Origin of the sequence: Polynucleobacter sp. MWH-Aus1W21 (assembly GCF_018687275.1) — a bacterium.
Lineage (GTDB): Bacteria > Pseudomonadota > Gammaproteobacteria > Burkholderiales > Burkholderiaceae > Polynucleobacter.
Genome location: NZ_CP061287.1, coordinates 1,629,518 through 1,656,048 on the forward strand (window position 1 = coordinate 1,629,518; position 26,531 = coordinate 1,656,048).

Sequence of the window (26,531 nt, forward strand, 5' to 3'; positions counted from 1 at the left end):
ATTAACAAGCCTCACTAAAAATGGGTGGGGGACAGGATTGTCCAAGTAACTCAGTACGCAACTTAGGAGCACTTGTTTTTGGGTCAAGCCAAATTCCAAAAAAAGCTTTTGAAAATTCGGCACCCGGCACTTGAGCGATCTGCTTGCCGTCGTGATAAAAAGTAGTCCCTTGCTTGGGGGAATACATTGCTGTCAAGGTTTGTCCAGATTCTACATTCGGCAAGAAAGTAGTTAACTCTTTCCCCCAAAGCACTGCCTGAGCCTCCGGCACCCCAATGCGCTTCATCTCTTCAGCGCTGCGATTAGCAATAGATGCTCCTGAAAAAGATTTTTGGTAGCGTAAATTCAATGCGAAATCAGGAGAAGAAAGTGAGCCAACCCGATAAAACGCAGCATCATACACATGGAGACCAAACCAAGTTAGTCGACCACTACCCTGCAATTTTGCAGAACCGATATTTGGAGGTAATTCAATTGGATCACGAGCAAATCCATTCGATAAGAACACGGTCAACAAAGTCAGCACTAGAAATAATTGCATCTTCTTCATAATTAGACGGCTCCTGATTTGGACTTCACCAAACGAAGTGCAGCCGGCCCAAAAAGGCTGGAGATTGCATGTCTATTCTTAGCAAAAAATAGATACCCCAATTTGAAGAATGGCTGTAAGGACTTTATTGAAAAGAGCCAGGCAAGACGCGGTAAATCCGCTCGTCGATAGGCCTCAGGAAATACAGCAACACCTTGAATTAATTCGCCACTAGCAAATTGACCGTACATAGCAGCTAGCGCGGCCTCACATGAAACGCCTACTTTTTGGGGGTCAAACATCTCAGAATTTATGTCGACAAAATCCAATAAATTAGCTTGATTTCGTCCAGATAGAAAAAGAATCTCCGCCTGACATAGTGGGCAAGCGCCATCATAAAACAAGGTGAGTTTCTCTAGTCGAGTCATGCTTCAGCAAGTTTACGGCTTATTCAATAAACTGGTTGGCACTAATACTCTTAAGGTTGTTATGCAAAATGAGATTGCGCTGAATGTATTTGGGGAGCCGTTAATTCCCTGCTCTTTTGACCCTTTAACAGGGTTTTTTAGAGATGGCTGCTGCAAAACGAATGAAGAGGATGTGGGCAGCCATTTGGTGTGCGCCGTCGTGACAGATGCTTTTTTGCAATTTAGCCTTCAAAAGGGAAACGATCTCATTACCCCCAGACCAGAGTATCAATTTCCAGGCTTGCTTGCAGGCGACCAATGGTGCCTATGCATCAATCGCTGGGTTGAGGCCCTAAACGCTCGTTGTGCTCCATATATCAAACTAGAAAGTACACACATTAAGGCGCTGGAAACGGTGCCATTAAATATCCTCAAGGAATATGCGAGAGAGGTTTGAAAGCTTTTTACGCTGACCACTTTGTATTACCGCTACCGGCGGGGCATCGCTTCCCGATGGAGAAGTACTCCCGCTTGCGAGATTTAGCCAGTGCGCAAGCAGACATTGAGCTGGTTGAAGCACCATCAGCAACAGACACACAAATTCTGTATGCCCATGATCCAAGCTACCTTATTAAAGTCATTGCAGGAACGCTTTCAGCGCAAGAGCAAAAAGAAATTGGTTTTCCCTGGAGCTCCAAAATGGTGGAACGCTCACGACGTTCAGCAGGCGCCACTGTAGCTGCAGCGAAAACTGCTCTGCATGAAGGCATTGCTGCCAATCTAGCTGGAGGAACTCATCACGCCTATCGCGATACCGGGAGTGGGTTTTGTGTATTCAATGATTCTGCTATCGCAGCACGCGCCCTGCAAAAAGAAGTAAGCCCATCATTAAAAGTTGCCGTAATTGATTTAGATGTTCACCAAGGAAATGGCACTGCAGCCATTCTGCAAAATGACGCCTCTATTTTTACCCTATCCATTCATGGTGAAAACAATTTCCCATTCAAGAAAGAGCAAAGTGATCTCGATATAGGTCTAGCTGATGGCTGCAATGATGAAGTCTATTTGCACTCGCTAAGCACAGCTCTTGATCAATTAGATTCACGTTTTAAGGCGGACTGTCTCATTTTCCTGGCTGGCGCTGATCCACACGAGGGCGATCGGCTTGGAAGATTAGAAATCAGCAAGGATGGGATGCGTCTACGAGATGAAATGGTATTTCAGTACGCACTAGATCGGCAACTTCCTATTGCATTCTCAATGGCTGGCGGCTACGGCAAAGAAATTGAATCCACCATAGATATTCATTTCCAGACTATCAAAACCGCCCTGCAATATCAAAAACAATATTAAATCTTTAACCTCAACTACTTAGCCTTTATTTTTTGAAGACCCTTTTTGGCTAGCAAGATTGCCGACATTCTCAACGCTCTTCTCAAAATTGGTGAATGAGTCAGCCATGGCAGCACGAATTAATTCAAAATTCTGTAGCGCATTATTAAAAGAGGTTTTAAATACGGATACGTAAGCTTCGCTACCTACTGGTGCGTTATCAGTAGCCTCATTTACAAAGTGAATAAGATCTGCTTTAGAGTCTTGAATCATCGTTTCAGCAATTTCTACCAGCTCTTGATTACCGCTCTTTAATACACCTAGCAACCGATTGTGATATTGAGTAATCTCCTTAGCGGCATCCTGCAACACCTCAGCATGAACATATTCGAAAGCAGATCTAGGATCTTGAGTTTTCATTAACTCAGACACCCGCTTCTGAATCATGGTTGCTAACTCTTGTGTGGCCTGTTGATTGATCTGTGCAATCGCCTGAGCACTTTCCATCGCTACACGTCCAGCAGCCCTGGTTGCATCAACGGCGCTTTGTTGCCCCGGAACCGCATTCATATTAAATGGCTTCTTGCTCATATCAACCTTTCAGATGGGTAATGTCAGCTACCAATCTACTCTCCTGCGGATGGGTTTCTATAGAGAAATACCAGTAGATGAGCGTATCCGCTTAAGAATAGGCTCCGAATATCGTCAGCCCTTCGTACGTCATTTCAGGGTGACCGGGGAAAACCTTATACAGCCCAAGGAGCAGCAGGGGTAAGCATGTTGATTAAATGCGCTACATCAGCCTCAGCAGGCCTTGTTGACAGATAGGAAAAAATGCAGGCAGCCAAAATAATAAGTACGCCCGCCACTAAACTCCAACTTCTGATATTTGATCGCACTCTAAATCCCTTTACTTGATTAAGCTTTTTGTGTTTTTCATCACACTTCAATGACATTGAAGTGTGATCCTGCAAATCGCAAGCTTTATTTTAAGTGCATACTAGTACCACTATGAAAGCAACACACTGGACACAACACTGGCACCATATCAGCGCCACATCAAGACTAATTATTGTTGCAGTTGCCGGCATTGGTGCATTTTTTCTACTCTCCTCGGGCTCATCCTCCACTATTAGCCTAGCCCTTTCTTGGGGCTTGGCAGGAAGCCTTTACCTTGCCCTTACCTACATCATGATGTTCTTTTCAACCCAAGAAAATATCCTATGGCTTTCAAAGAAGGAGGATGATGGCGCTGCAATCATTCTGCTCATCATTATTTTGGCGGCAGCTGCAAGCCTGATCACTATTGTGATTATTCTCTCGGGCATTAAAACCCTCCCTATTCATTTGGCTATTCGTCACGTTTGCTTAGTGCTGGGGACGTATACGATCTCTTGGTTATTTGTGCATACGGCTTTTGCCTTGCATTACGCTCACGCCTACTACCAAGAATTTGAGAAAACCAAAGAAGTTCCCATGCTATTTGCAGGCAAGCAAAGGCCTACCTATGTAGACTTTCTTTACTTTTCTATGGTGATTGGCATGACATGCCAGACAGCTGACGTCAATATTGCTAGCTCTAGAATCCGCTTTCTAGTGATGATTCAGGGAATGACCGCTTTTATTTTTAACACCTCCCTGCTTGCACTGGCGATTAATCTCATTGCAGGTGTTGTGGCTTTTACTTAGACTTAGTTTTCCCCAATGATGGGGTGGGGAAATAAAAACACTCGCTGATGCGAGTGTTTTTATTAAAGACCGATAACAATTAAGCGCTATTTATTGCAAGCTAACTGGCTTGCCATCAATCCATGTGCCTTTAACTTTAATGTTGCGAATATCAGCCGGCGCAGTTTGACGAGGATTCTTTTCCAAAACAACCAAGTCAGCTTGCTTGCCAACCTCTAAGCTACCCACGATATTGTCTGCAAAGATTTGATAAGCGGCATCAATTGTGATTGCGCGGATTGCGTCGTCAACCGATACCGCCTGATCTGGCCCCAACACCTTTTGCGGTGGCAACTGCCATAAGCGCGTGACTTCTTCGCTAACGTAATTTAAGGGGCCGACATTCGAAACAGGTGAATCGCTATGTAAGGTAAATTTGCCACCCGCTCGTTTGAAGTCACCCGCCGGATCTATACGCTTGGCGCGCTCTGGCCCAATAATATGATCATTAAATGCAGCGCCCCAATAATCTACGTGCCCAATGGTAAAGCTTGGAACTACACCCAATTTCACAGCCCGCTTTACTTGAGGCTCATGATTGACAGTGAAGTGCTCAATACGCAAACGACGATCCTGCGGTTTAGCATTGCCAGCCAATAGCTTGGAATAGCTAGAGAGGGTTTGATCAATCGCCTTATCGCCATTGGAGTGAGTAGAAATTTGCCAACCCTGATCAAAGAATGCTTTCATGGACGTATAAATTTCAGCATCCTTATAGTTCAGAGCGCCGCTCCATTTGGAGTTTTTGGGATAGGAATAAGGCGCATTGAGAGCGGCTGTTAAACCTTGAGTAGATCCATCTGCAATATATTTAATACCAATAAAACGCAATTTATCATCGCCCTCATTGGGCTTAACGGAGGTTTTTCCTGAAGGCAAGGCCTCACTAAACAAGTAACCACGAACCCGAATTGACGCAGCATCTTTAGCAAAAATTGCCTTATAAATCGACACCTCTTTATCAACACCGAAGTTGCCGCCCACACTCATTTCAGACGCAGTAGTGACACCTGTTGAGGCAATTTTTTTCATGGTGCCTTGAATAGCGCCAAATAATTGAGCCTCAGTAGGGGCTGGCATCTTTGCCATAAATGGCAAGTAAGAAGGTGGCTCTACTAACTTGCCTGTCAACTTACCTTTAGCATCCTTCACATAAATACCGCCACCAGGAGGGTTTGGTGTTTTATCTGTAACGCCGGCCAACTCCAATGCCTTGTGATTTACATAACCAATATGACCAGATTGATTCACGATAAAGATGGGAATATCTTTTGAAACCGTATCCAAATCATCTGCGGTGAGCTCAGCCATAAAAGGCGTGGTGCGTGATGGATCAACGCCAAAACCAAAAAGCCATCCACCAGCAGGCACATCTTTGAGGGCGGCCTTCATTTTCTGAATCAATGTTTCCTTCGTGTCATAGGGCAAGGTAAAGTTGCTTAAATTCAAACCCAATCCTTCAAACACTGAAGTGATCAAAATATGTACATGGGGCTCCACAAAACCTGGCATCAAAGTTTGACCTTTTAGATCGATTACCTTGGTGGATTCAGACTGCCACTCTTTAGAAACTGCATCTTTAGTCCCGACCGCAACAATCTTGCCATTTTGTACTGCAAGCGCCTGAACCTCTTCATTCTTAGCATTTACAGTAACGATGGGACCGCCATAAAAAATCGTATCTGCATTGCCTTTTGCAAAGGTGACTGCGCATTGAGCCACCAACAGCATAGCAAGTAGTTTTGGTGCGAATTTCATATTCTTATCCCAGCTTTTGATTTGATACTTCAGAAAAGTTAGCGTTGCCGTAGCGCAAACCTGCTAACCGGTTATACGCCATTAAAACTTAAATGTTGCTGCTAACTGTGGGCCCTTGAAAGTTGTTTTTTGCAGCAGGCCATCGCCCTTCATATCGTAGTACAGAGTGCGGTAGGCGAGTGATACGTCGAGCCATTTTTCATATGTTTTACCCACGCCAATAACGCCCTGCCAAGTCATGTTGGTAGTGCCGCCGCCGCCACCGATATCCGCATAGAAAGGGATGTACCAAGTGGACTCAGCAATACGATAACGACCTTTAAAACCAACAATAGGATCAAGAGTAGAGACAGATTTTGAGTCGACCACACCTTTGGAAAATCCATATGCTGACAAATCTGCCGAAACAGTAGCGGTAGCCATGATGCCGCGTGCCCCTAATAAACCATCTAAATAAATATTTTGATTATTAAGGGCCGTGTAGGTTGCTGCTCCAGTAATGATATTTTGTTGCAACGTGATTTTGTCTGCAACGTTAACTGGGACGACTGCACCAGCTAATGCAGGCGGCCTCACAGAAAGGTTTGAATTGCCTGTCGTTTGCAAAGTTGCCGAAACGAGATCGCCAAAGATTCCCCAGCTGCCATAATGCGCCTCTGCAGTAATCATGCCACCCGTCTTCAGATCACCAAGCACATTACTTGCAGAAAGGCTGGCGGTATTGAGGTAACGATCGTTGTAAAAGAGTGTAGAAGTCACTCCGGCACCCCACAAATAGGGGGTAACTTCGAAGCGCCATTCATCTGAAATCTTTGGAAGTGGTGACAAACCTTGATCGGCATATGCAACGTTGACAGTAGGCAAGATTGCTGATGCGGCGAAGATTGACGCCAGAATTTTTTTCTTCATAAAAGCTCTATTGAAATAGGGTGGATGGGGCTAAAAGCCTAATTTTGATAACGATTATAGATAAGCAAGACTATAAAAAGCCTGTTTCAAGGCCCTAAAACGGCTAATATGCCCTCAATAGTTAGTTATCTAATAATTAGATAATAAATATCAAATTTATTCATTAGACAAATAATCAACTGAGGTTCAAAATTCACTCAGTTGCATTAGCTACTAAAAAGATTGATTAACCAAAACAAGGAGCGCAGCATGTCCATTATTAATACCGCAGTTCAACCATTTAAAACTGAAGCTTTCCACAACGGCAAGTTTGTAACTATCACTGACGAAAGCCTCAAAGGTCATTGGTCTGTTTTGATTTTTATGCCAGCAGCATTTACATTCAACTGCCCAACAGAAATTGAAGATGCGGCAGAGAACTATCCAGAATTCCAAAAAATGGGTGCTGAAGTGTATATCGTTACAACAGATACTCATTTCTCACACAAAGTTTGGCATGAGACATCACCTGCTGTTGGTAAAGCAAAGTTCCCACTCGTTGGCGACCCAACACACACATTGACAAATGCATTTGGCGTTCATATTCCTGAAGCTGGCTTGGCATTGCGTGGCACATTCATCATCAACCCAGAAGGCGTGATTAAGACTGCAGAAATTCACTCTAACGAAATCGCACGTGACGTTTCTGAAACATTGCGCAAGCTAAAAGCTGCACAGTACACAGCCGCGCACCCAGGCGAAGTTTGCCCAGCTAAGTGGAAAGAAGGCGCAGCAACATTGACTCCTTCTTTGGATCTCGTAGGCAAGATCTAAGCTGCGAAGTTAAATAGCTAATCCATAGACTCTCTTTAAGAGAGTCTATTGGAGAGGACAAGATCCTGCCCAATAGACTCACCTAAAAAATTACCCAAGGAAATCATCATGCTCGATACCAATATCAAATCTCAGTTAAAGGTGTATTTTGAAAAGATTGTTAACCCTATCGTTCTCGTAGCTAGCTTGGATGGCAGCGACAGCTCGAAGCAAATGCTTGAGCTCTTAAATGAAGTGGCTGAGCAGTCTGAAAACATTACAGTTAAAACAGATGGCAAAGCTGCACACACACCCAGCTTTACTGTAAGCAAGCTTGATCAAGAGGCACGTATAACCTTTGCAGGACTGCCAATGGGTCATGAAATGACTTCTTTCATTTTGGCAATCTTGCAAGCTAGCGGCTATCCAGCAAAAGTAGAGCAAGAGATCATTGATCGCATCATCAAGCTTGATAGTACGCTCAACTTCCAGACATTTATTTCTTTGTCATGCCATAACTGCCCCGATGTTGTGCAAGCACTCAATCTCATGGCAGCCCTGAACCCAAATGTCACCCATGAAATGGTTGACGGCGCCCTCTACCAAGAATTGGTAGACCAATTCCAAATCATGGCTGTACCGACTGTGATCTTGAATGGCGAAGTGTTTGGACAAGGCCGCATGAGTGTTGAAGAGATTGTGGCTAAGCTCGATACCGCAAGCCCTAAAGAAGAAGCCGCAAAACTCTCCGCCAAAGATCCATATGATGTTTTAGTCATCGGCGGTGGACCTGCTGGTTCAGCAGCAGCAATCTATGCAGCCCGCAAAGGCATCCGCACCGGCATCGTGGCAGAGCGCTTTGGTGGTCAGGTCATGGATACCATGGGTATTGAAAACTTCATCTCCGTTAAAGAGACTGAAGGACCTAAATTGGTTCAAGCGCTTGAGCAACATGTAAAGAGCTATGAAGTCGATATTATGAATTTGCAACGCGCCAATGCATTGCGCAAAACTGCCAATGGTCTTGAAGTGGAGTTGGTTAACGGCGCAGTACTGAAAAGCAAATCAGTGATTTTGAGTACTGGTGCCCGCTGGAGAGAAATGAATGTTCCCGGCGAACAAGAGTACCGCGGCAAAGGTGTGGCGTATTGCCCTCACTGCGACGGCCCTTTATTCAAAGGTAAGCGTGTTGCTGTCATTGGTGGTGGCAACTCTGGTGTTGAAGCTGCAATTGATTTGGCTGGCATTGTGAGCCACGTCACCTTAATTGAGTTTGATAGCAAATTACGTGCTGATGCAGTGCTTCAGAAGAAAATGGCCAGCCTACCCAATGTAACCGTCATCATGAGCGCCCTTACCAAAGAAGTATTGGGTGCAGGTGGCAAGGTCAATGGCTTGCGCTACCAAGATCGCACTAATAATTCTGAGCATACCCTTGAACTTGAAGGCATCTTTGTGCAAATTGGTTTATTGCCAAACACCGATTGGCTCAAAGGCACTATCGAGTTATCTAAGCATGGCGAAGTTATTGTGGATGCAAAAGGTGAAACTTCCTTGCCTGGCGTATTTGCAGCGGGCGACTGCACGACAGTTCCGTACAAGCAAATCATCATCGCTATGGGCGAAGGTGCCAAAGCCTCTCTTGGAGCATTCGATTACTTGATTCGCTCATCTGTGACTGAGCCAGAAGAGGCGCTAGCTGCTTGAGGGGTTGAGATAATCTGAGTTAAAACAAAGGGGTCTTAAGACCCCTTTTCATATTTAAATGAGCAGCCTGCTATTCAGACTATCAAGATATAAATTACACTGTTCTATCTTTTCGAATCAACCCATCCCAGAGGAATCAGAATGAGCTTAATTGATAAATTACAGTGGCGTTACGCAACTAAAAAAATGGACCCTACAAAGTCCGTACCCCCGGAGAAGGTTGAGCAGATTCTAGAAGCCATTCGCTTAACCGCGAGCTCCAGCGGATTGCAGCCATATGAAGTGCTAGTAATTACCAATAAGGCTATTCGCGAAAAAATCAAAGCGATTGCTTGGGACCAATCTCAAATTGTCGACTCTTCTCATTTGCTCGTTTTTGCCGCATGGGATACCTACACAGCAGATCGCATTAATCAATCATTTGATATGACCGAAAAGATTCGCAACTTTAAAAGTGAAGCTGGTGACATCTATCGGCAAAAGTTACTCAATGGCTATACGGCACGAGACGCTGAAACTAATTACACTCATGCAGCAAAACAAGCCTATATTGGATTAGGTACCGCACTCATTGCCGCAGCCTACGAACAGGTGGACTCCACACCAATGGAAGGATTTGATGCTGCAGCTCTTGATGAGATCCTTAATCTTAAGGAAAAAGGTCTACGCAGTGTGGTCATGATGCCATTAGGCTACAGAAAAGCAGATGAGGATTGGTTGATGAACCTAAAAAAGGTCAGAAAGCCAAAGGAAAGTTTTATTACTTGGATTGAATAAGCAATCTCATTCCTGGAAAAACAAAAGCCACCCGAAGGTGGCTTTTTTAACAGCAAAATTAACTGTGAGGTTAATTAAGCAGCTTTACGACTTTTAGCAGCTGGCTTAGCAACAGCATATTGGCCTTGAATATTTGCCAAGGCAGCATCAACACTCTTTTCGAAGTTAGCAAATGCGTCAGTTGCAGTTGCGCGAACTTGGTCGAACTGTTGGAGTGAAGACTCAAATGCAGTTTTGAAAGCAGAAACAAAAGCTTCAGAACCAGCAGGAGCTGTCTTAGTAGCTTCCTTAACAAACTTAACCAAATCAGCACGTGCGTCATCAATAGAAGCGTCAACTACTTGAGCAACTTCTTTGTTACCGTTACGTACTACTTTGTTTACTTTAGCTTGGTAAGCAGCAGCATATTTAGCAGCTTCTTGAGCGGCTTCTGGCTGAGCCAATTTAGCTAATTGTTGTGGATCTTTGATTGCTAACAATTGTGAGCTTGCGTCTTGAGCAACAACTAAAGCATCTTTAGCAGCAGCTTGGTTGATTTCAGCTAATTCTTGAGCACTTTCAACAGCAACTTGTGCCAAATATTTAGCGTTTTCGATTGCTTTAGCTTGTGCATTAGCAAATTGATCGTTTAATTGAGTTTGAAACATGATTTATCCTAACTTTAAGTAATTATGGTTTTTTATTGCGATGCACCATTTTAAGAGCCGCATTTTCCAAAAGCAAGGTATTTTTGTTGCAAAGCAACATATTTATTACAAACCCTCATTTAAAGGCTTTAAATGAGGTTTATCAAAGACTTAGATACAACCTCTTAGTTCTTAAATGCCTAACAATCAGGCAAAAATTACCTGTCAGCAGTGGAAATTAGTTATTTAGGTGCCCCTATCCAACCCAGGTTGTAAATTCATCAGCAGCGACTCTGGGGGTGTGAAAGGTATTCACCAAAGCATTTTTATCGGCATACCCTAGTGCCATACCGCACACAAGCATTTCATTCTCTTGAGCACCAATGGCCGGCAAAATGATCTTTGCATAATCATTCCATGCAGCCTGCGGACAAGTATCTAAGCCCTCACCCCTTGCGGCGACCATAATGTTTTGCAAGAACATCCCATAGTCAAGTATTGAGCCTTTACCAAGCTCTTTGTCGATCGTGAAAAATAGACATACAGGAGCACCAAATGCTTCAAAGTTTTTGCGATGCTGTGCATGCATCTTGTCTTTATCGCCCTTAGTAATTCCTAGCAAACCATATAAGCCCCAACCATTTTCACGACGCCTATCGATGTAGGGGCTAAACCATTTGGCTGGGTAATACTCATACGCAGGCTGAAATTCTTTTGCTAGCTCGGGATTGGCGGCAATACTGTCATAAGCTGCACACACTTTCTCGCATAAATCTTTGAGGGCAACCCTCTCCATCACATAAACCTTCCAAGGCTGGGTATTTGTACCAGAAGGTGCGCGCGAAGATATATTGAGTAACTTAAGAATGATCTCTTTTGAAACACTCTCTTTGGTAAATGCTCGCACTGACATGCGAGATGTAATTGCCTCAGCTGGAGTTAATGCTTTCATCACTGACCTTTGAAAGTTAAATATATTGATTGCTTAAAGACTCTTCTTGGCCCGAGCCTGATGGAGCTTTCTATAGCTATCCATTAGGCGATGGTGCCTATCAAGCCCCTCTAACTGCATGCTAGTTGGAGTTAATCCGAAGAAACGTACGCTGCCATCAATAGAACCAAGTACGGCATTCATACGTGCATCACCATACATCCGGCGGAAGTTCACCTCGTAATCAGCAATCTCTAATTCATCATCAAGTAGAACTTCCAACGCCGCATCCATGGCTTGGTAAAACAACTTGCGTTCGACTGTATTGTCGTTGTACTGAAGAAAGGCGCCCACTAAGTCATGCGCTTCTTCGTACTGCTTTAAAGCCAGCTGAATCAAGAGCTTTAGCTCCAAAACAGTTAATTGACCCCAAACCGTATTCTCATCAAACTCGATTCCGATAAGCGTAGCAATATCACCATACTCATCTAGCTCGTTATTTTCTAAACGCTCTAGTAGCGATGTTAGGCAAGCGTCATCCAAACGAGATAAATTGAGAATATCTTCACGGAATAAAATTGCCTTGTTGGTGTTGTCCCATACAAGATCTTCAATTGGGTAGACCTCAGAATATCCCGGCACCAAAATTCGACAGGCAGCCGCTCCTAATTCGTCATATTCCGCTACATAAACTTCTTTGCCGAGCTCTTTGAGGATGCCAAATAAAGTTTCGGCTTCTTTAGTATTGGAGCCCTCACCATTGCTTGAGAAATCCCAATCAACAAATTCATAGTCGGATTTTGCGCTGAAGAAGCGCCAAGACACGATGCCACTGGAGTCGATAAAGTGCTCTACAAAGTTATTAGGCTCGGTTACGGCTTCACTTGAAAATGTAGGTGGGGGTAAATCGTTCAGACCCTCTAAGCTGCGGCCCTGCAACAACTCAGTCAAACTCCGCTCAAGCGCAACCTCTAAATTAGGATGCGCACCAAACGAGGCAAAAACGCCACCTGTGCGTGGATTCATTAGAGTGACACACATCACAGGATAAACCCCGCCTAATGATGCATCCTTCACTAGTACCGGAAAGCCCTGCTCTTCTAAACTTTGTATGCCAGCCAGTATGCTGGGGTATCTTGCCAACACTTCCTGCGGCACATCTGGAAGCGCAATCTCACTCTCCAAAATTTCTCGCTTAACTGCTCGCTCAAAGATTTCTGAAAGACACTGAACTTGGGCTTCGGCAAGCGTATTGCCTGCACTCATACCATTACTCACGAAGAGATTTTCAATCAAGTTCGACGGAAAGTAGACTGTCTTGCCATCAGATTGACGAACATAAGGCAATGAACAGATACCGCGCTGAACATTTCCAGAATTGGTATCCACCAAATGGGATGCGCGCAACTCGCCGTCTGGGTTATAGATTTTTAGACAGTACTCATCCAGGATTTCTGTCGGTAACGCATCCTTCTTGCCAGGCTTAAACCAGCGCTCATTCGGGTAATGCACAAATTCTGCATTAGCAATATCCTCACCCCAGTAAGCACCCGCATAAAAATGGTTATTACTCAGACGCTCAATATATTCGCCTAAAGCAGATGCCAGCGCACTCTCCTTAGTAGAACCTTTGCCATTGGTGAAGCACATTGGTGAATGGGCATCGCGTATATGCAGGGACCAGACATTGGGAATGAGATTGCGCCATGAAGCGATTTCAATCTTGATGCCAAGGTTTGCGAGCAATGCCGACATATTGGCAATAGTCTCTTCTAAAGGAAGATCTTTGCCAACAATCTGGGTGTTAGCGCCTGCATTTGGTTTTAATGTCAGCAAACTCTGTGCATCAGCATCTAAATTTGCGACCTCTTCAATAACAAAATCAGGCCCTTCCTGCACTACTTTCTTAACTGTGCAGCGCTCGATAGAGCGCAAAATACCTTGACGGTCTGCAGCAGAAATATCTGCCGGCAATTCCACCTGAATCTTAAAGATCTGTTTATAGCGATTTTCTGGATCAACAATATTATTTTGCGAGAGGCGAATATTCTCAGTAGATAAATTACGAGTCTCGCAGTACAACTTCACAAAGTAAGCAGCGCACAATGCTGATGAAGCCAAGAAATAATCAAAAGGTCCTGGCGCAGAACCATCACCCTTGTATCGAATTGGCTGGTCGGCAATTACCGTAAAGTCATCGAACTTAGCTTCAAGACGCAGCTTGTCGAGAAAATTGACCTTAATTTCCATAGGAATGATTCCAAAATAGTGCAAATAATGATGTGAGCACCATTATCCATCGCAATGCCATTCATGCGCAGGCGCTAGATCAAGACTCTGAAATCAGCCTAATAAATGACCAGTCTTTACAAAAATAGTGCAGCCTTCTTTACTAAATGGCTGATGCAGGCTCATATGAGGACTTCTAATCCAGGAGCCGGCCGGGTAGCGCCCATGCTCATCTTCAAAAACGCCATCCACCACAAAAATTTCCTCGCCACCATAATGCTTATGAGGATTGAAATAGGTTTGAGGTGCCCATCGCACCAGAGTAGATCCAGTGCCCTGCGTCATCAACGGCATCACATTGAGGCCAGGTACCATCCCTTGGTACCAAGGAGCAGTTTTCGTATTAACTATCTCTCGCTCGACTTGATCTGAACCAAGATGTCGTAACTTCACAAATAAAGTACAGCCAGACTGACTGTATGGCGCATGAGAAGATCCAGGCGGGTTCATCATATACGTGCCAGCAGGATAATCACCTGTCTCGTCACTAAAGACGCCATCTAAAACGAAGATCTCTTCACCCAATTCATGGGTATGTGTTTGAAATTTGGATCCTGGTTCATAACGAACAATAGAGGTCGCTTTAGCCACCTCATCACCTATGCGATCAAGCATGCGCCTTTCGACCCCTGGCTCTGGGCTAGGAACCCAGGGCAGGTCATGGTGGTTAATGACAACTCGCTTACTGTAATCAGCGTGGATATTCACTTATTGCGTTTCTAATTTGTACACAAGACTAAGGATAGCAAGCAAATGAAGGGCTTGCTTGAATGAGAATTTTGTAGAGTATGCTCATACGAGATCTGCGCTAAAGTCTCTTCAATTAACACCCACTTATTCAATGATTTAACAGAGCAATATGAGCTTACTTCCCAACCCCTTTCGCGCACTAGTTATTGGATCTTCCGGAACCATAGGCTCTGCCTTCATGGATCTCTTAAAAGCAAACCCCGCATGCACGGAGGCTATCGGCATTCATCGCCGCTCTGAATTTCCGATTGACTATCAAAATCTGGAATCAATTGAGTCCTGCGCAGCTACACTCTCTCAAGCGGCACCTTTTCAACTCATCATTAATGCAGTTGGAGTTTTGCACACCAGCAAATGGATGCCCGAAAAAAGACTAGAAGATCTCAATGCGGAGCAGCTCCTCGAGCTGATGACTGTAAATGCGATTGGTCCAGCACTAACGATTCGTCACTTTTCAAAGTTACTGGATCCCAAAAATAGCATCATGGTGACCTTATCGGCAAAAGTAGGCAGCATTGAAGATAACCGTCTTGGTGGTTGGTACAGCTATCGCGCCTCTAAAGCTGCGCTCAATATGTTGGTGAAGACAACATCGATCGAATGGGGACGTACAAAACCGAATACCGCATTAATCGCAATGCATCCCGGCACTGTGAACTCTAGACTCTCAAAGCCATTTCGTGGCGAGCAGATTGGCAGGCCTGCAGATCAAGCTGCTGCCGAGATGTTTAATGTGATTGAACATCTTCAAAAAGAAGACGCAGGAAGCTTTCTGACTTATTCGGGTGAAAAGCTACCTTGGTAACAAGCAAGGACTTTGTAATTCTAGCCTTGCCTACGCTCTTATGAACCCAGCTCAGCCCAGATAACGTCTCACAGCGGCAATAAGCGGCAACTGTTGTTCTTGCCTTATAAACTGACCGATCTCTACTCGCAAATTAGACTGACTAATAAAAAATGTTTTTGCATCTTCAATAGGGGTCTCTATCTTTGCCCACTGCGTATTGAATTCGTAAACCTTTTCTTTGTAGCCAATAAACTTTTTAACAATCATGCGCTTGCCATCGATCTCAATCGTTTCGCTATCCAGCGCGTGTCTGCAATAAATTAAAAATCCGATCGTTACCGCACCAATTTCAACAATCGTAAAAATCGGAATAACCCAGACTCCCGCCAAAAGAAAGCCGATTGCCACCACAAAGGAGAGACATACCAAAGCGACATAAAACTGCAGGAGCTGCTTCGGAGTCAGCGCGCAGTTTCTTCGCATTTGCCAAACCTTCATACCAAGTCCAATTGCAGGAGATGAATTACTTGTTTTTTCGCTCTTGGGCTTTTGCTAACTGGTCAGCACTTCTTTGCTGAAAGTCGACCATGCTGTGATAGCCCATCTGGTAGCAAGGGCAATGCTTCCCCAAAATCCAACGGGCCAGCTTGATGCGTAGTTTTTGTACCATTTTCGGTCTCCAAGAATTGAACTCCTAATGTAAACGGAAATCAGGTTTATTGCAGGCTACTGATGAAGTTGCGAGGAGCTTTCAGCGGCAAGTTCGTCATCAGCAAAAAATATCCAAATCCATTACATTGAATCCATGACAGAATCCAACTCAAACTCACGAAAAATACCTTTATTTCCCCTTGGCACAGTACTTTTCCCGGACGGTGTGATCGCGCTCAAGATTTTTGAAGCTCGCTACCTTGACATGATTAAGCAATGCTTGCGCGAGAAGACTGAGTTTGGCGTGGTTAGCATTATCAAAAATGCCAACAATGAAATTGAGGGTGAGCCCCCTACTTTTGCCAATATTGGGACCCTAGCTTTAATCGAAGACTTCGATCCTGTACAACCAGCCCTATATATGACCAAATCATTTGGTACACAACGTTTCAAATTATTAAGCAGTACTCAACAGGGTAATGGGCTTTGGGTTGGGGAGGTTGAACTTTTGGATAAAGACCCACTCATGCCTATTCCTCAAGAACATCAAGGTGTAGCCAAGTTACTGGATGAGATTATTTCGGTCATTCAAAGCGAAGACCTCTTGGGTGATGCCCCCTTTAAGAAGCCCTTTAAGACCGATGATTGCGGCTGGGTCTCTAATCGCTTAGCGGAGCTCTTGCCGATTTCTCTTGCGCAGAAGAATCACCTCTTAGCCCAAACCAATCCCCGGATCAGACTCGATCTCATTACTGAAATCATTGAGGATGATGATTTCAGTAATCTGAAGATGCACTAAGCACATGCTTGATGAGTTAATTCGAAAAACGGTTCGCGAAATGGTGGGCGGAAGCGGTCCACCGGTAGCCTTTTTAGTCCCCAAGGGTGATCGCGGCTTATTCGGTCCAGAATCGGCTGCCTGGAAGGTGCATGCGGATTTTATTTCCATGATGATTGGCGGTATCAGCTCATTGATTTTGCAGGCACTTCATCCACAAGCCTTAGCGGGGGTTTGGGATCACTCCTCCTTTAGGAAAGATTTGAAGGGTCGCCTTGGTAGGACTGCTTTTTTTATTGCAGCTACCACTTATGGGCCTACGGATATGGCAAACAACATCATTCAGAAGGTTAATCAGATTCATACCAAAATTACAGGTCTCGATGAATTTGGTAAACCATACTCCGCCACAGATCCACATTTATTGGCTTGGGTGCATCTCACGGAAACACGGAGCTTCATGAGCGCATTTGAGGTTTATCGCAAAGAAAAGTTGAGCCCGAAAGAGAAAGATCAATATTTTTTAGAAATGAAAACTCTTGGCGAAAGAATGGGTGCCGCCGGCGTTCCAAATAGCTATGCGGAGACTGAGAGCGCTATCAAAACTTATGTACCGGAGCTCTATTTTGGCGATCGAGCTAAAAGCATCATTCAATTGCTCGAAAACTTCCCAAGCAATCTGGCTACTAAACCCTTTATCAAACTCATTAGTCGTGCAGGCTTTCTGAATCTCCCTAACTGGGTATACCCAATTATTCAAAAATCAACGCCAACCTATTTAGAGCGTCTTGCAGTACAGAAGAGCATCGATCTTATTGCATATCCTGTGCGTGAAGCTCTGAAAGATGGGGTGGCTGCCCACTCCCTTCGTAGAGTGTATGGCTAGCTTTCATCATCATAAGACCTGGATGGTCTTAGTCCATTACTCAGGCTTAGGTTTATCAGAGTTGCTCTCTTGGTCCTTATCTTTTATCTGCATTTTCAAACTCGGTGCTGTCATTTTTTCACCATCCCAAACCTGGCCACACCAACACTCTCCAGCATCATTAATGATGCAAACTCCTGATCCACAGCAACGCTTATCTGGGGCCTTCATGATTAAAACCTTCTTTCCGATTTCTACTAATAAAAGAATTTATTAAGAACATTATGACAACGAATGCATGTATTGAATTAAAAGATCTTAAACTGCAAACGCAGATTGGGACTTATGGGCCGGGGGCTATTGTTCCAAAACAGCATCTTCTTGATTTAACTCTTTGGATTGACCCAAAACTGGCTCTCATCTCAGAGGATGCCATGGAAAATGTGTTTGACTATGACCCTTTGGTGATTGAAATTGAGAGACTGGCAGGCGATGGTCATTATGAAACCCAAGAAAGACTCATCACCAGGATTGTCGGGATTTGCGCCAAATACTCTGAAATTAAATCCCTAGAAATTAGCCTGAGAAAGCTACCCGTCAGCGCAGGATCAGGCTCACTAGGTGTTCGACTCCTGATAGACAACGCTACCCTCAACAATATTAGAGGGCATTCAATTAACGCAGATTAGCTCGAATGAAACTTAGAATCCCATCATAAAGCTGTCGAATTTTAAGAATCAATTTCATATACCAGCCATTTTACGCGATTCTCTTTATAGATAAACATCATGAAAATTATTTCTTCTATATTAATAAGTGCATTACTTGCTCTTGTCGCCTTGCCAGTAAGCGCAAACCTTGCAAGCAGTCTTAGCGATGGGCAGTATGTTTTGTTGATGCGTCATGCTGATGCACCGGGCTATGGAGATCCTGCGGGCTATCAACTTGATAAGTGTTCGACCCAGAGAAATCTGGGCGATAGAGGTAAGAAGCAAGCAATGTTGATAGGTCAGTGGCTGACCAACCAAGGGATTGCCTCTGCAAAAGTGATTAGCAGCCCTTGGTGTCGCTGCATTGATACTGCAAAACTACTCAGTAAGGGTAAAGTTACCATTGCCCCTGCCCTTGGCTCCTTCTTCGATGACATGAGCATGGAGAAAGAACAAACTAGAAATCTTGAGAAACTGATTCAATCTCAGCTAAATGAAAACCCGAAGACGCCTATCATTTTGGTGACACACCATGTCAATATCCAAGCCTTCACCGGAAAAGTAGTTAATGTTGGAGATATGGTTCTGGCCAAAGTAGATAAGAATGGCAAGTTCTTAAGCCAGCAAGTCTATCCAAGCCCAAGCTTTTAGAGTCTTTCTTGAGGACAAAAGAAAACCACCCGAAGGTGGCTCTAGATCTTTACCCAGGCTAATTTTATTCAGCCGTTAGATTCTTCTCTTTAATTAAGCGGCCCCAAGTTGCCGATTCTTTGGCCATATATTTTGCAAGCTCTTCACGTGAGGTAGGCATTGGCGTTAGACCATGGTCATTCAACTGACTCACAACATCAGGGGACTTCAATACTTTAACGATCTCAGTATTCCAGCGATCCAATATTGAATTTGGCACCTTAGATGAGGCGACGAAAGCATACCAATTTGTAGCGTTAAATCCAGGGTAGCCAGACTCAGCAATCGTTGGTACCTTAGGGAGCGACTTTAGTCGCTGCGGACCCGTTACAGCCAGAGCATTGAGCTTACCGTTCTCAATATAGGCTTTTGCTGTGCTGTAGGTTGAGAAATAAGCAGCCACTCTCTCACCAAGTAAATCCTGCATTGCTGGTGCCCCACCCTTATACGGGACGTGCACCGTGTCAATACCGGCCATCTCATCCAATAACTCACCTGCTAAATGAGAGGCTGAACCTGGACCAGTAGATGCGTATTCTAATTTTTTTGGATTTTTCTTGGCATAAGCAATGTATTCCGCAAATGTCTTGATACCAGTGCCGGAATTTACAACAAGAATGTTTGGAAAGTTAACGCCCATAGTGATGGGAGATAGATCTTTAAACGGATCATAAGGGAGCTTCATCATATGTGGAGCAATAGTCAGCGGACCAACCGAACCAAATAAGATCGTACTTCCGTCCGTTGGGCCATTTGCAGCATACTGATGCGCTATATTTCCGCCTGCGCCACCACGATTGTCGACTACTACATTTGCGCCAATATTTTCACCCAGCTTTTTCGCGATGATACGAGCAGCAGTATCAGCTGCGCCACCCGCCGCAAATCCAACAACCATAGTGATGGTTTTTTTGGGCGGAAACTCTTGGGCAGAGGCTGCATAACCCATTAGCCCTAATCCAATACCAAGAAATACATTAAGAATTTTTTTCATTATTAAATTATTCATTTTTTAATCTCCCCCTAAGCCAAGCTTGTTTGGCTGTCGCTTTTCAATTGCGTTCTTTAAAAGGGCTGCTAATCTGTAGAACCCATGAGCAAATTTACCGTATGGCATTGTTAAGAAAAAGCCCATTACAAAACCCAAATGGACCGCAAGCAATGCAGGCATCGCCATAGTATCTCGATAGGCCAAAAGGGCCAAGCCTGAGGCGCTTATTAAAAAAAGTAGCACTATAAAAGCCCTATCCATTGGTTTTTGAGATGCGTCACCATGCGCAGAATTTCGCTTGTAATTTAAATATAGCAATCCTGCAGGCCCAATTAGCAAACCAATACCACCCAATGTGCCCAGGATAACGGGCAAGCTATTAAGTGCGTATGGAGCTTGCAAACCTAATAAGTAGTGATATAAGGTTGCTACGCTAGTGGCTGCAAAACAAAGCATGAAACCATAAAACGTGAAATGGTGAAACCACTTGCGCCACAAAGTAAAGGCATCATCCTCGTTATTGCAGCCTTCTCCATGGCCTCCACCAAGATACTTCAAAGTAAGCGCGTCATGAGCCGCTTCGGCCACAGCACCTCCAGATGTAGCGCCCGGTGAAATCCCTCTCCAAAAATTAATTAAGCCAATACCTAAAGCAATAACTGAGAAACCAAAAACTGCACCGAACATCAGCGCGAGAGTGTTGTGGGAAAAGATAGCGTAAAAATTACCCTCTAACGGTCCAGAAGTTAATGTTCCATTTACAACCAAGGTTAGCATCAAAAATAGAATGAGTGAAAGCGATACAGCTATCGAGACAGTAACGCCATTGGTCTTGTATAAAGAGCCGAAAGATTTTGGCCAAGCATAGGTAATGTAAGTATCTTTGCGAACTCGCGCCATGACCTGTGGAATATTCACAGCAAATTCATGTGGAGGGGCGTATTGGCAAGCATGCAAACAGGCTCCGCAGTTATGACATAGATTTGCCATGTAATTCACATCAGCAGGCAAAAACTCTATCCTACGTGTCATTGCAGGAAACACCGCACAAAAACCTTCGCAGTATCTACAAGCGTTGCAAATACTTAGCATGCGTGCCGCTTCTACCTCTGGTGCATTTGATCCTAAAGCACTGGCTTCCGAAATTAAGGATTTAAGCTGCTGCATGAGAATTACCCTTTAGTTTGAATGCGGCTTTTGCAGCTTCACTTCCAGCGGCGCGGCCAAAAACTGTTCCTATAGTCATGCCGATTCCTGCCGCATAACCTTGGCCTAAAACATTTCCAGCCATCATCTCGCCTGCAACAAATAAATTCTCACTTGCCTTGCCATCAAAATGTACAGCGGTTGTTTCATCCGTCTTTAGACCTAAGTAGGTAAAAGTTACACCAGGTCTTACGGTGTATCCATAAAATGGCCCAGTATCAATTGGGAGGGCCCAATGTGTTTTAGCGGGCTCGATACCTTCAGTATGACAATCATCCATGATGGTGTGATCAAACGTGCCAACACGGCATGCGCTGTTGTATTTTTTGACTGTCTCCAGCAGAGCCTGTGGTTCGAGCCCCAGCTTTACTGCCAGCTCCTCGATTGTGTCAGCCTTCTCCCCAGGGAAAACCGGAGGCATAAAGCGACCCAATACTTTTGAGTCAATGATTGAATAACCAATTTGTCCTGGCTGTTGAGCAACCAACCTTCCCCAGAATGCATAGCGCTTAGGCCAAAAATCTTCTCCCTCATCCGAGAAACGTTGCGCATGTTTATTGACAACAATTCCGAATGACACGCAATCAATTCGAGTACAAATCCCACCATCATACAAAGGAGCTCGAGCATCCACTGCAACCATGTGCGCTTGGGTGGCGTCACTTACTGAATCAGCCCCCAACTCAATTAACTGCTTGAGGAGCACGCCCTTGTTGTACTGGGTTCCGCGTATTAAAAAGTTATCAGCCGGAGATTCGCCATACTCATTAACCCCCCAAGCCTCTTTTAACCACTCGCGATTAGACTCAAAACCGCCCGCGGCCATCACACAAGTCTTTGCCTCAATGCGCTCACCACCCACATATGCAGCTATAAATTTTCCATCCTGAATTTCTAGCGAATCTACAGGTGAGTTGTAGCGAATTTGGATACCCAAATTTTCAGCGCTACGGTAATACGCATTTATTAATGCCTTACCTCCGCCCATAAAAAAAGCATTGGTACGAGATAAATTCAGAGTTCCAGACAAAGGCGCCTGAAAGCGTACGCCGTGATGCGTCATCCAATTACGACACTGAGATGAACTGCGTATGACATATCTTGCTAATTTTTCATCTGTCTTGCCGCTTGTTACCTTCAACACATCCTGCCAATATTCTTCTTCTGGATAGGCTTCTAACATGACATCTTCTGGCTGGTCATGCATCGCACGGATATTGCGAGTATGGGCAGAATTACCGCCGCGCCATTCTTTTGGGGCGGCCTCTAAAACTAAGACAGATGCTCCAGCCTCTCTTGCCATGAGTGCAGCACACAAGGCGGCATTACCACCGCCAATGACGAGAACATCTAACTGATTTTGTTTAATTTGGGAGCTCATGACAGAAGTATCCAATAGAACCTTTATATTGATAAGTGCAATATAAAATCATATTATTGCGATTTAAGCAATAATATAATACGAATCGAACACCTACACATCAGACACTTTTTTGAATCAATTTGAAGAATGCTTGGGCTGCTGGTGAGAGGCTGGTATTTTTATGTCGCAATAAGGTGACCTTGCGCTTAACCAATGGCCCCCTTAGCTCTATCTTATGTATGTGCGAACGCTCACCATCATTTAGTGTTGAGGATGGAAGAATTGCACAACCAACACCAGCAGCAACTAAATTGATAGCAGTGGCATGATGCTGTACTTCATAACTACCATTCAAGCGAATGCCATGTTGAGCCAGCTGGTAATCCATCAAGACTCTAGTAGACGTAAAGTTACTCACCACAATCAAATCCACATCCCGCATGTCAGACCATGTCACTGACTTTTTATCTTTCAGTGGGTGCGTATCCTGACATATGAAGACTAGTGGATCATCAAATAATGATGTTTCAATTAAATCGGCATGCTTTTCACCATCTAATGCAATACCAATTTCTGCCTGTTGATTTAGAACAGCTTTACGGACCTCGCTAGAAGTTGCATCTAATATGCGTATCCGATTATCTGGATATAGATTGACGTATTGACGAATCAGTTGCGGCACCATACTGACAGTTAAGCTAGGTATGCATGCAAGGCTAAAGCTGCCCTTTGCATGCTGCGACATGTCTTTAAGATGACCAATGGCAGAAGTCATCTCATTGACAATAGCACGCGCTTTCGGCAAAAACTCACGACCCACCGCCGTGAGCTCTACATGGCGAGTGGTTCTATCAATGAGCCTTAGCTCAAGGTAAGACTCCAGTTTTTGGACTCTACGCGTTAACGCTGTTTGTGTAATATGCAGTTGATCTGCGGCCTTATTAAATCCACCGAGCTCCGCAATCACTACAAACGCTTGTATACCGTCAAAATCAATTTTCATATGAATTACCTACATTCCCAGCTTGGTGTGTGAACGCTACCGAAACCAATTTAACAAGAAAAAATTACGCTGCTTTACTCCTTAGCCTTCAAAACCAAAGAATTTTTATGACATTCTTACCTCGCGACAATACCATTAATCACCATATAAATTTCCTTTGCACCCACTCATCATTTTTGCGCTCATGGCAGTAACCCGCTAGTTACATGATGAGGTCATAGCAATGCATCTTCCGCCCCTTTGGGGCTTTGGCGTTATAAAATGAAAGATATTACAAAGGAGTCATACATGGCAAAAAGTAGAATTTCACGTAGAAAATTCTTGATCACTGGCTCAGCACTAGCCGCCATACCTACATTTGGAGTATTGGCCCAAGAAAAGCCAGTATTTAGAGGCCTTAAAGAAAAGCTAAGGTCCACAACAATCTACTTTTAGTTCGTTGCTCCAAGCCAGATTCAAGTATCTATTGAGATTTGGTGACGGAATGTGCTACAAACCGACTAGACAGAAAAAAACGGCTTAGGTACGCGCGAAGATATATTGAGTAACTAAAGAATGATCCCTTTTGAAAGACTCTCTTTGGTAAATGCTCGCACAGACATGTGTGATGTAATGGCCTCAGCAGCAGTGAGTATTGTCATATTTATCCTGGGTTACTCAAAATCAACTGGGCATCAGATGAAGCTAGCCTTTTTCTTCCCTACCCTCATTAATAGGGCGCACTTGAGAATACTCTAATAGCAATTTCAGCATCTTCGCTTGCAGGGCAGTTGCATTATTAGGATCTCTGAAATATTCATCCAATCTTTTCTTGTCTGAAACGCTAACAATTTGCTGCAACTTGGAAATCGAAATCTTCAGTTGTTCAGCAGCAACATCAGCGTGTTTTGATAAAAACTCTAAGTTGTATTCAACAGGAGCATCTTTACGAGCTTTTGCATCGTTAGCCTTCTCTAAGCCCATTTCAACTTTTGCTTTTTCGAGAAGTCGCTCTAGCTCAGGCTTGGATAAATGCAGCCTCTTGGCTTCTGCTTCAATTAACTCTTGCTCATCAGTCGAGATAACTCCGTCTTCCAGCATGGTGTAAAGTTCTGTCATCATGGTTTCGCGATCAATACGCAACTGATCACTTAAGGCTGATGAAAGAATAGCCGCTGGAATCGCAAAAATACCAATACCCAATAGCGCTAACACTATGGTGATGGCACGGCCAGCTGGCGTAATAGGAGAAATATCACCATAACCCACGCTAGCAAGCGTAATTACCGACCAATAAATAGATTGGGGAATATTCTCAAATTTATCTGGCTGTGCTTCATGCTCAAATAAATACCCTAAACAAGCTGCGAGCATGACGAGCAACATCATAATGAAGGCCGAAGCTTTCATGACCGGCCATTCTCTTTTAATCACAATGAATAATGATTGCGTTGCACCCGAGTAGCGCGCCAATTTAAGCAGACGCATCAAGCGGAATACTCGCAAGAAACGCAAATCAAATAGGTGATGTAATACGCTTTCTAGATAGAAAGGCAAGATAGCCAGCAAGTCGATAATGCCTGTAGGTCTAGTAGCGCTTTTAAGGCGCCCAATCAGCGCAGACTGGTACTTCGGATCCTCTGGGGCGCTATAGATCCTCATTAAATACTCGGTTGAAAATACAGCAACCGCAAGAATATCCAAAATAATAAATTCGGTATGCAGATAGTAGTTAATGCTATGCACAGACTCCAAAATGACTGCCAATACCGAAAGAATTACCCAGACCACAATAAATAAATCAAATATGTGATGCAAATCACCACTGGTCGGTGTTTCATTCACTATGGCGTAAATCCTGTAACGAAACGATTTATCTTTATTCTTTTCAAGAAACTCTTTAACCGCCGGTGAAAGGGCTCTAAATAGTTTAAATAAACGCAGTAGTCGCAGAGCCCTTAACACGCGAAGATCTGCCTGGAAGAATGCGCCCAAGTAGAAGGGCAAGATTGAGACTAAGTCAATTAAAGCAAAGGGGCTCTTAGCAAATGCGAGTCTGGGGATTTTTTTCGATTTAAAAGCAGGATCTTCAGGGGCCACATAAAGCCGCAACAGATATTCAATCGAAAATACCGCTAGAGAAAAAACATCAAAATAATGAAAAAAGTGTTCGCGTGCGTCATAAATAATCGGAATATGCTCAAGCACCAAGCCCGCCATATTAAACACAATCATGTACGTAATAAAATGCTCAAACTGGTAATGAAAATTATTTTTAATTTTTTCATTAAACAGGAGATCGTAAGTCCATTTGCGGATACGCAAACTTAAGGAAGCGATAGAGATGGAATTCATTTTCATAACTTAAACTCCCCAATCTTGATTAGGTAATAACCAGTGTCACAAAGACTGAGGCGAATATTCATTCCGCTAACTAACTTTTCTGTAGGCTCCATGGGCGACACAGCTGGAGGACCAGATGGATTTAAGGTCATTTTTTCAAATATGAAGGCGCCGCTCGAACCAAGCTCGTGTTTATCGCACTTTGCAGCATAAGCTGGCGACTTTGGCATTAAGAGGTTGGAAAAACTTTTAAATGGCCCACCATCATCAAAAAGCGCACCACTACAACTTTGCCAAGTATTCACCTTCACGCCCCTACCAGGAATTTCACCCTCTGCTAGAGGTGTGCACGATTTAGGGCTAACAGACTCATTGGCTTCAAGCTTTTGAGAGAAACCCTCAAACCAGACCAGAATTTGCTCACCATTTTCCTGTAGCAGAGCAACATTTTCAGCCCTTCGAAAATCTCCCACTCCGAGATATCCCACCAAAATCAAGTTGGCCACCAATATACAAAGAAAGATAAAGTCAGAGAATTTCATTCCCCTAAATATCTCTCGCATTATTTTTATCAAGGCAGCCTCCAAAATTCTTTCATCATTTATATCATTTATCTTTGCGCTGAAAATT

30 protein-coding genes are annotated in these 26,531 nt (G+C 43.9%); 12 read left to right on the forward strand and 18 right to left on the reverse strand.

All coding sequences use genetic code 11. The features are described 5' to 3' along the window. Position 1 precedes the first annotated feature (1 nt). Entirely contained in the window at positions 2-550 is a 549-nt protein-coding gene (locus ICW03_RS08445; RefSeq protein WP_215347283.1) for a chalcone isomerase family protein, read from the reverse strand. 2 nt (positions 551-552) lie between these two features. Continuing rightward, a complete protein-coding gene (locus ICW03_RS08450; RefSeq protein WP_215347285.1) occupies positions 553-957 on the reverse strand; it encodes a thiol-disulfide oxidoreductase DCC family protein in 405 nt (134 codons plus the stop codon). 61 nt (positions 958-1,018) lie between these two features. Between ICW03_RS08450 and ICW03_RS08455 the strand changes: the two genes are divergently transcribed. Both ICW03_RS08455 and ICW03_RS08460 read left to right on the forward strand, forming a co-directional pair. Further along, positions 1,019-1,393, forward strand: coding sequence for a DUF2237 family protein (locus ICW03_RS08455; protein WP_215350278.1), 375 nt, complete (start codon positions 1,019-1,021; stop codon positions 1,391-1,393). Then, on the forward strand, positions 1,390-2,289 hold the full coding sequence (locus ICW03_RS08460) for a histone deacetylase (protein ID WP_215347288.1): 900 nt from the start codon (positions 1,390-1,392) through the stop codon (positions 2,287-2,289). The genes ICW03_RS08455 and ICW03_RS08460 overlap by 4 nt, the downstream gene beginning before the upstream one ends. Before the next feature lie 18 nt (positions 2,290-2,307). Here ICW03_RS08460 and ICW03_RS08465 read toward each other — a convergent pair whose 3' ends face one another. Next, positions 2,308-2,859 (reverse strand): phasin family protein, encoded by a 552-nt coding sequence (locus ICW03_RS08465; RefSeq protein ID WP_215347292.1) that lies wholly within the window; start codon positions 2,857-2,859, stop codon positions 2,308-2,310. 420 nt (positions 2,860-3,279) lie between these two features. Here ICW03_RS08465 and ICW03_RS08470 point away from each other — a divergent pair, with 420 nt between their 5' ends. Next, positions 3,280-3,957 carry a DUF1345 domain-containing protein gene (locus ICW03_RS08470; RefSeq protein WP_215347295.1) on the forward strand — a complete coding sequence of 226 codons (678 nt, stop codon included), beginning with the start codon at positions 3,280-3,282 and terminating at the stop codon, positions 3,955-3,957. Between the two features lie 90 nt (positions 3,958-4,047). Here the strand turns inward: ICW03_RS08470 and ICW03_RS08475 are convergent, their stop codons facing one another. Both ICW03_RS08475 and ICW03_RS08480 read right to left on the reverse strand, forming a co-directional pair. Next, positions 4,048-5,754 (reverse strand): amidohydrolase, encoded by a 1,707-nt coding sequence (locus ICW03_RS08475; protein WP_215347298.1) that lies wholly within the window; start codon positions 5,752-5,754, stop codon positions 4,048-4,050. 81 nt (positions 5,755-5,835) lie between these two features. Beyond that, positions 5,836-6,663: a hypothetical protein gene (locus tag ICW03_RS08480; RefSeq protein ID WP_215347300.1), complete on the reverse strand. Its 828-nt coding sequence runs from the start codon at positions 6,661-6,663 to the stop codon at positions 5,836-5,838. A 249-nt stretch (positions 6,664-6,912) separates the two neighbouring features. Here ICW03_RS08480 and ahpC point away from each other — a divergent pair, with 249 nt between their 5' ends. The 3 genes from ahpC to ICW03_RS08495 all read left to right on the forward strand — a co-directional run bounded on the left by ahpC (position 6,913) and on the right by ICW03_RS08495 (position 9,939). Next, complete coding sequence (ahpC, locus tag ICW03_RS08485; RefSeq protein WP_215347302.1) at positions 6,913-7,476, forward strand: alkyl hydroperoxide reductase subunit C; 564 nt, start codon at positions 6,913-6,915, stop codon at positions 7,474-7,476. Between the two features lie 108 nt (positions 7,477-7,584). Then, entirely contained in the window at positions 7,585-9,162 is a 1,578-nt protein-coding gene (gene ahpF, locus ICW03_RS08490) for an alkyl hydroperoxide reductase subunit F (protein WP_215347304.1), read from the forward strand. A 141-nt stretch (positions 9,163-9,303) separates the two neighbouring features. Beyond that, positions 9,304-9,939, forward strand: coding sequence for an NAD(P)H-dependent oxidoreductase (locus ICW03_RS08495; RefSeq protein ID WP_215347306.1), 636 nt, complete (start codon positions 9,304-9,306; stop codon positions 9,937-9,939). Between the two features lie 74 nt (positions 9,940-10,013). Here the strand turns inward: ICW03_RS08495 and ICW03_RS08500 are convergent, their stop codons facing one another. From ICW03_RS08500 to ICW03_RS08515, 4 genes are all read right to left on the reverse strand, one after another. Further along, entirely contained in the window at positions 10,014-10,586 is a 573-nt protein-coding gene (locus ICW03_RS08500) for a phasin family protein (RefSeq protein ID WP_215347308.1), read from the reverse strand. Positions 10,587-10,821: 235 nt separating this feature from the next. Further along, positions 10,822-11,517, reverse strand: coding sequence for a nitroreductase (locus ICW03_RS08505; RefSeq protein WP_215347310.1), 696 nt, complete (start codon positions 11,515-11,517; stop codon positions 10,822-10,824). 33 nt (positions 11,518-11,550) lie between these two features. After that, entirely contained in the window at positions 11,551-13,746 is a 2,196-nt protein-coding gene (locus tag ICW03_RS08510) for an OsmC domain/YcaO domain-containing protein (RefSeq protein WP_215347313.1), read from the reverse strand. A 93-nt stretch (positions 13,747-13,839) separates the two neighbouring features. After that, complete coding sequence (locus ICW03_RS08515) at positions 13,840-14,493, reverse strand: cupin domain-containing protein (RefSeq protein WP_215347316.1); 654 nt, start codon at positions 14,491-14,493, stop codon at positions 13,840-13,842. A gap of 151 nt (positions 14,494-14,644) precedes the next feature. On the opposite strand from ICW03_RS08515, the gene ICW03_RS08520 reads away from it, so the two are divergent. Then, positions 14,645-15,340, forward strand: a complete 696-nt coding sequence (locus ICW03_RS08520; protein WP_215347318.1) for an SDR family NAD(P)-dependent oxidoreductase — start codon at positions 14,645-14,647, stop codon at positions 15,338-15,340. Positions 15,341-15,391: 51 nt separating this feature from the next. Here the strand turns inward: ICW03_RS08520 and ICW03_RS08525 are convergent, their stop codons facing one another. Continuing rightward, positions 15,392-15,820: a DUF2244 domain-containing protein gene (locus ICW03_RS08525; protein WP_215347320.1), complete on the reverse strand. Its 429-nt coding sequence runs from the start codon at positions 15,818-15,820 to the stop codon at positions 15,392-15,394. A gap of 25 nt (positions 15,821-15,845) precedes the next feature. Beyond that, complete coding sequence (locus tag ICW03_RS08530; protein WP_161484718.1) at positions 15,846-15,992, reverse strand: hypothetical protein; 147 nt, start codon at positions 15,990-15,992, stop codon at positions 15,846-15,848. A 135-nt stretch (positions 15,993-16,127) separates the two neighbouring features. Here ICW03_RS08530 and ICW03_RS08535 point away from each other — a divergent pair, with 135 nt between their 5' ends. Together ICW03_RS08535 and ICW03_RS08540 are read left to right on the forward strand one after the other, a co-directional pair. Beyond that, on the forward strand, positions 16,128-16,772 hold the full coding sequence (locus tag ICW03_RS08535) for an LON peptidase substrate-binding domain-containing protein (RefSeq protein WP_215347322.1): 645 nt from the start codon (positions 16,128-16,130) through the stop codon (positions 16,770-16,772). Positions 16,773-16,776: 4 nt separating this feature from the next. Then, a complete protein-coding gene (locus ICW03_RS08540) occupies positions 16,777-17,637 on the forward strand; it encodes an oxygenase MpaB family protein (RefSeq protein ID WP_215347325.1) in 861 nt (286 codons plus the stop codon). Positions 17,638-17,673: 36 nt separating this feature from the next. On the opposite strand, the gene ICW03_RS08545 is transcribed toward ICW03_RS08540, so the two are convergent. Beyond that, entirely contained in the window at positions 17,674-17,847 is a 174-nt protein-coding gene (locus ICW03_RS08545; protein WP_215347327.1) for a hypothetical protein, read from the reverse strand. 53 nt (positions 17,848-17,900) lie between these two features. On the opposite strand from ICW03_RS08545, the gene ICW03_RS08550 reads away from it, so the two are divergent. Both ICW03_RS08550 and ICW03_RS08555 read left to right on the forward strand, forming a co-directional pair. Continuing rightward, positions 17,901-18,305: a dihydroneopterin aldolase gene (locus ICW03_RS08550; RefSeq protein ID WP_251374380.1), complete on the forward strand. Its 405-nt coding sequence runs from the start codon at positions 17,901-17,903 to the stop codon at positions 18,303-18,305. Between the two features lie 99 nt (positions 18,306-18,404). Beyond that, positions 18,405-18,977: a histidine phosphatase family protein gene (locus ICW03_RS08555; RefSeq protein WP_251374381.1), complete on the forward strand. Its 573-nt coding sequence runs from the start codon at positions 18,405-18,407 to the stop codon at positions 18,975-18,977. Between the two features lie 64 nt (positions 18,978-19,041). On the opposite strand, the gene ICW03_RS08560 is transcribed toward ICW03_RS08555, so the two are convergent. From ICW03_RS08560 to ICW03_RS08575, 4 genes are all read right to left on the reverse strand, one after another. Further along, on the reverse strand, positions 19,042-20,010 hold the full coding sequence (locus tag ICW03_RS08560; protein WP_215347330.1) for a tripartite tricarboxylate transporter substrate binding protein: 969 nt from the start codon (positions 20,008-20,010) through the stop codon (positions 19,042-19,044). Positions 20,011-20,028: 18 nt separating this feature from the next. Continuing rightward, positions 20,029-21,174 carry a tricarballylate utilization 4Fe-4S protein TcuB gene (tcuB, locus tag ICW03_RS08565; RefSeq protein WP_215347332.1) on the reverse strand — a complete coding sequence of 382 codons (1,146 nt, stop codon included), beginning with the start codon at positions 21,172-21,174 and terminating at the stop codon, positions 20,029-20,031. Further along, positions 21,161-22,594, reverse strand: coding sequence for an FAD-dependent tricarballylate dehydrogenase TcuA (gene tcuA / locus ICW03_RS08570; protein WP_215347335.1), 1,434 nt, complete (start codon positions 22,592-22,594; stop codon positions 21,161-21,163). Before tcuA ends, tcuB begins: the two co-directional genes overlap by 14 nt. Positions 22,595-22,694: 100 nt before the next feature. Then, a complete protein-coding gene (locus tag ICW03_RS08575) occupies positions 22,695-23,579 on the reverse strand; it encodes a LysR family transcriptional regulator (RefSeq protein WP_215347338.1) in 885 nt (294 codons plus the stop codon). A gap of 288 nt (positions 23,580-23,867) precedes the next feature. Between ICW03_RS08575 and ICW03_RS08580 the strand changes: the two genes are divergently transcribed. Further along, positions 23,868-24,014, forward strand: coding sequence for a hypothetical protein (locus ICW03_RS08580; protein WP_215347340.1), 147 nt, complete (start codon positions 23,868-23,870; stop codon positions 24,012-24,014). Positions 24,015-24,263: 249 nt separating this feature from the next. On the opposite strand, the gene ICW03_RS08585 is transcribed toward ICW03_RS08580, so the two are convergent. Together ICW03_RS08585 and ICW03_RS08590 are read right to left on the reverse strand one after the other, a co-directional pair. Next, positions 24,264-25,919 (reverse strand): ion transporter, encoded by a 1,656-nt coding sequence (locus tag ICW03_RS08585; RefSeq protein ID WP_215347342.1) that lies wholly within the window; start codon positions 25,917-25,919, stop codon positions 24,264-24,266. Beyond that, positions 25,916-26,443 (reverse strand): hypothetical protein, encoded by a 528-nt coding sequence (locus ICW03_RS08590; protein ID WP_215347345.1) that lies wholly within the window; start codon positions 26,441-26,443, stop codon positions 25,916-25,918. Before ICW03_RS08590 ends, ICW03_RS08585 begins: the two co-directional genes overlap by 4 nt. Positions 26,444-26,531 lie beyond the last annotated feature (88 nt).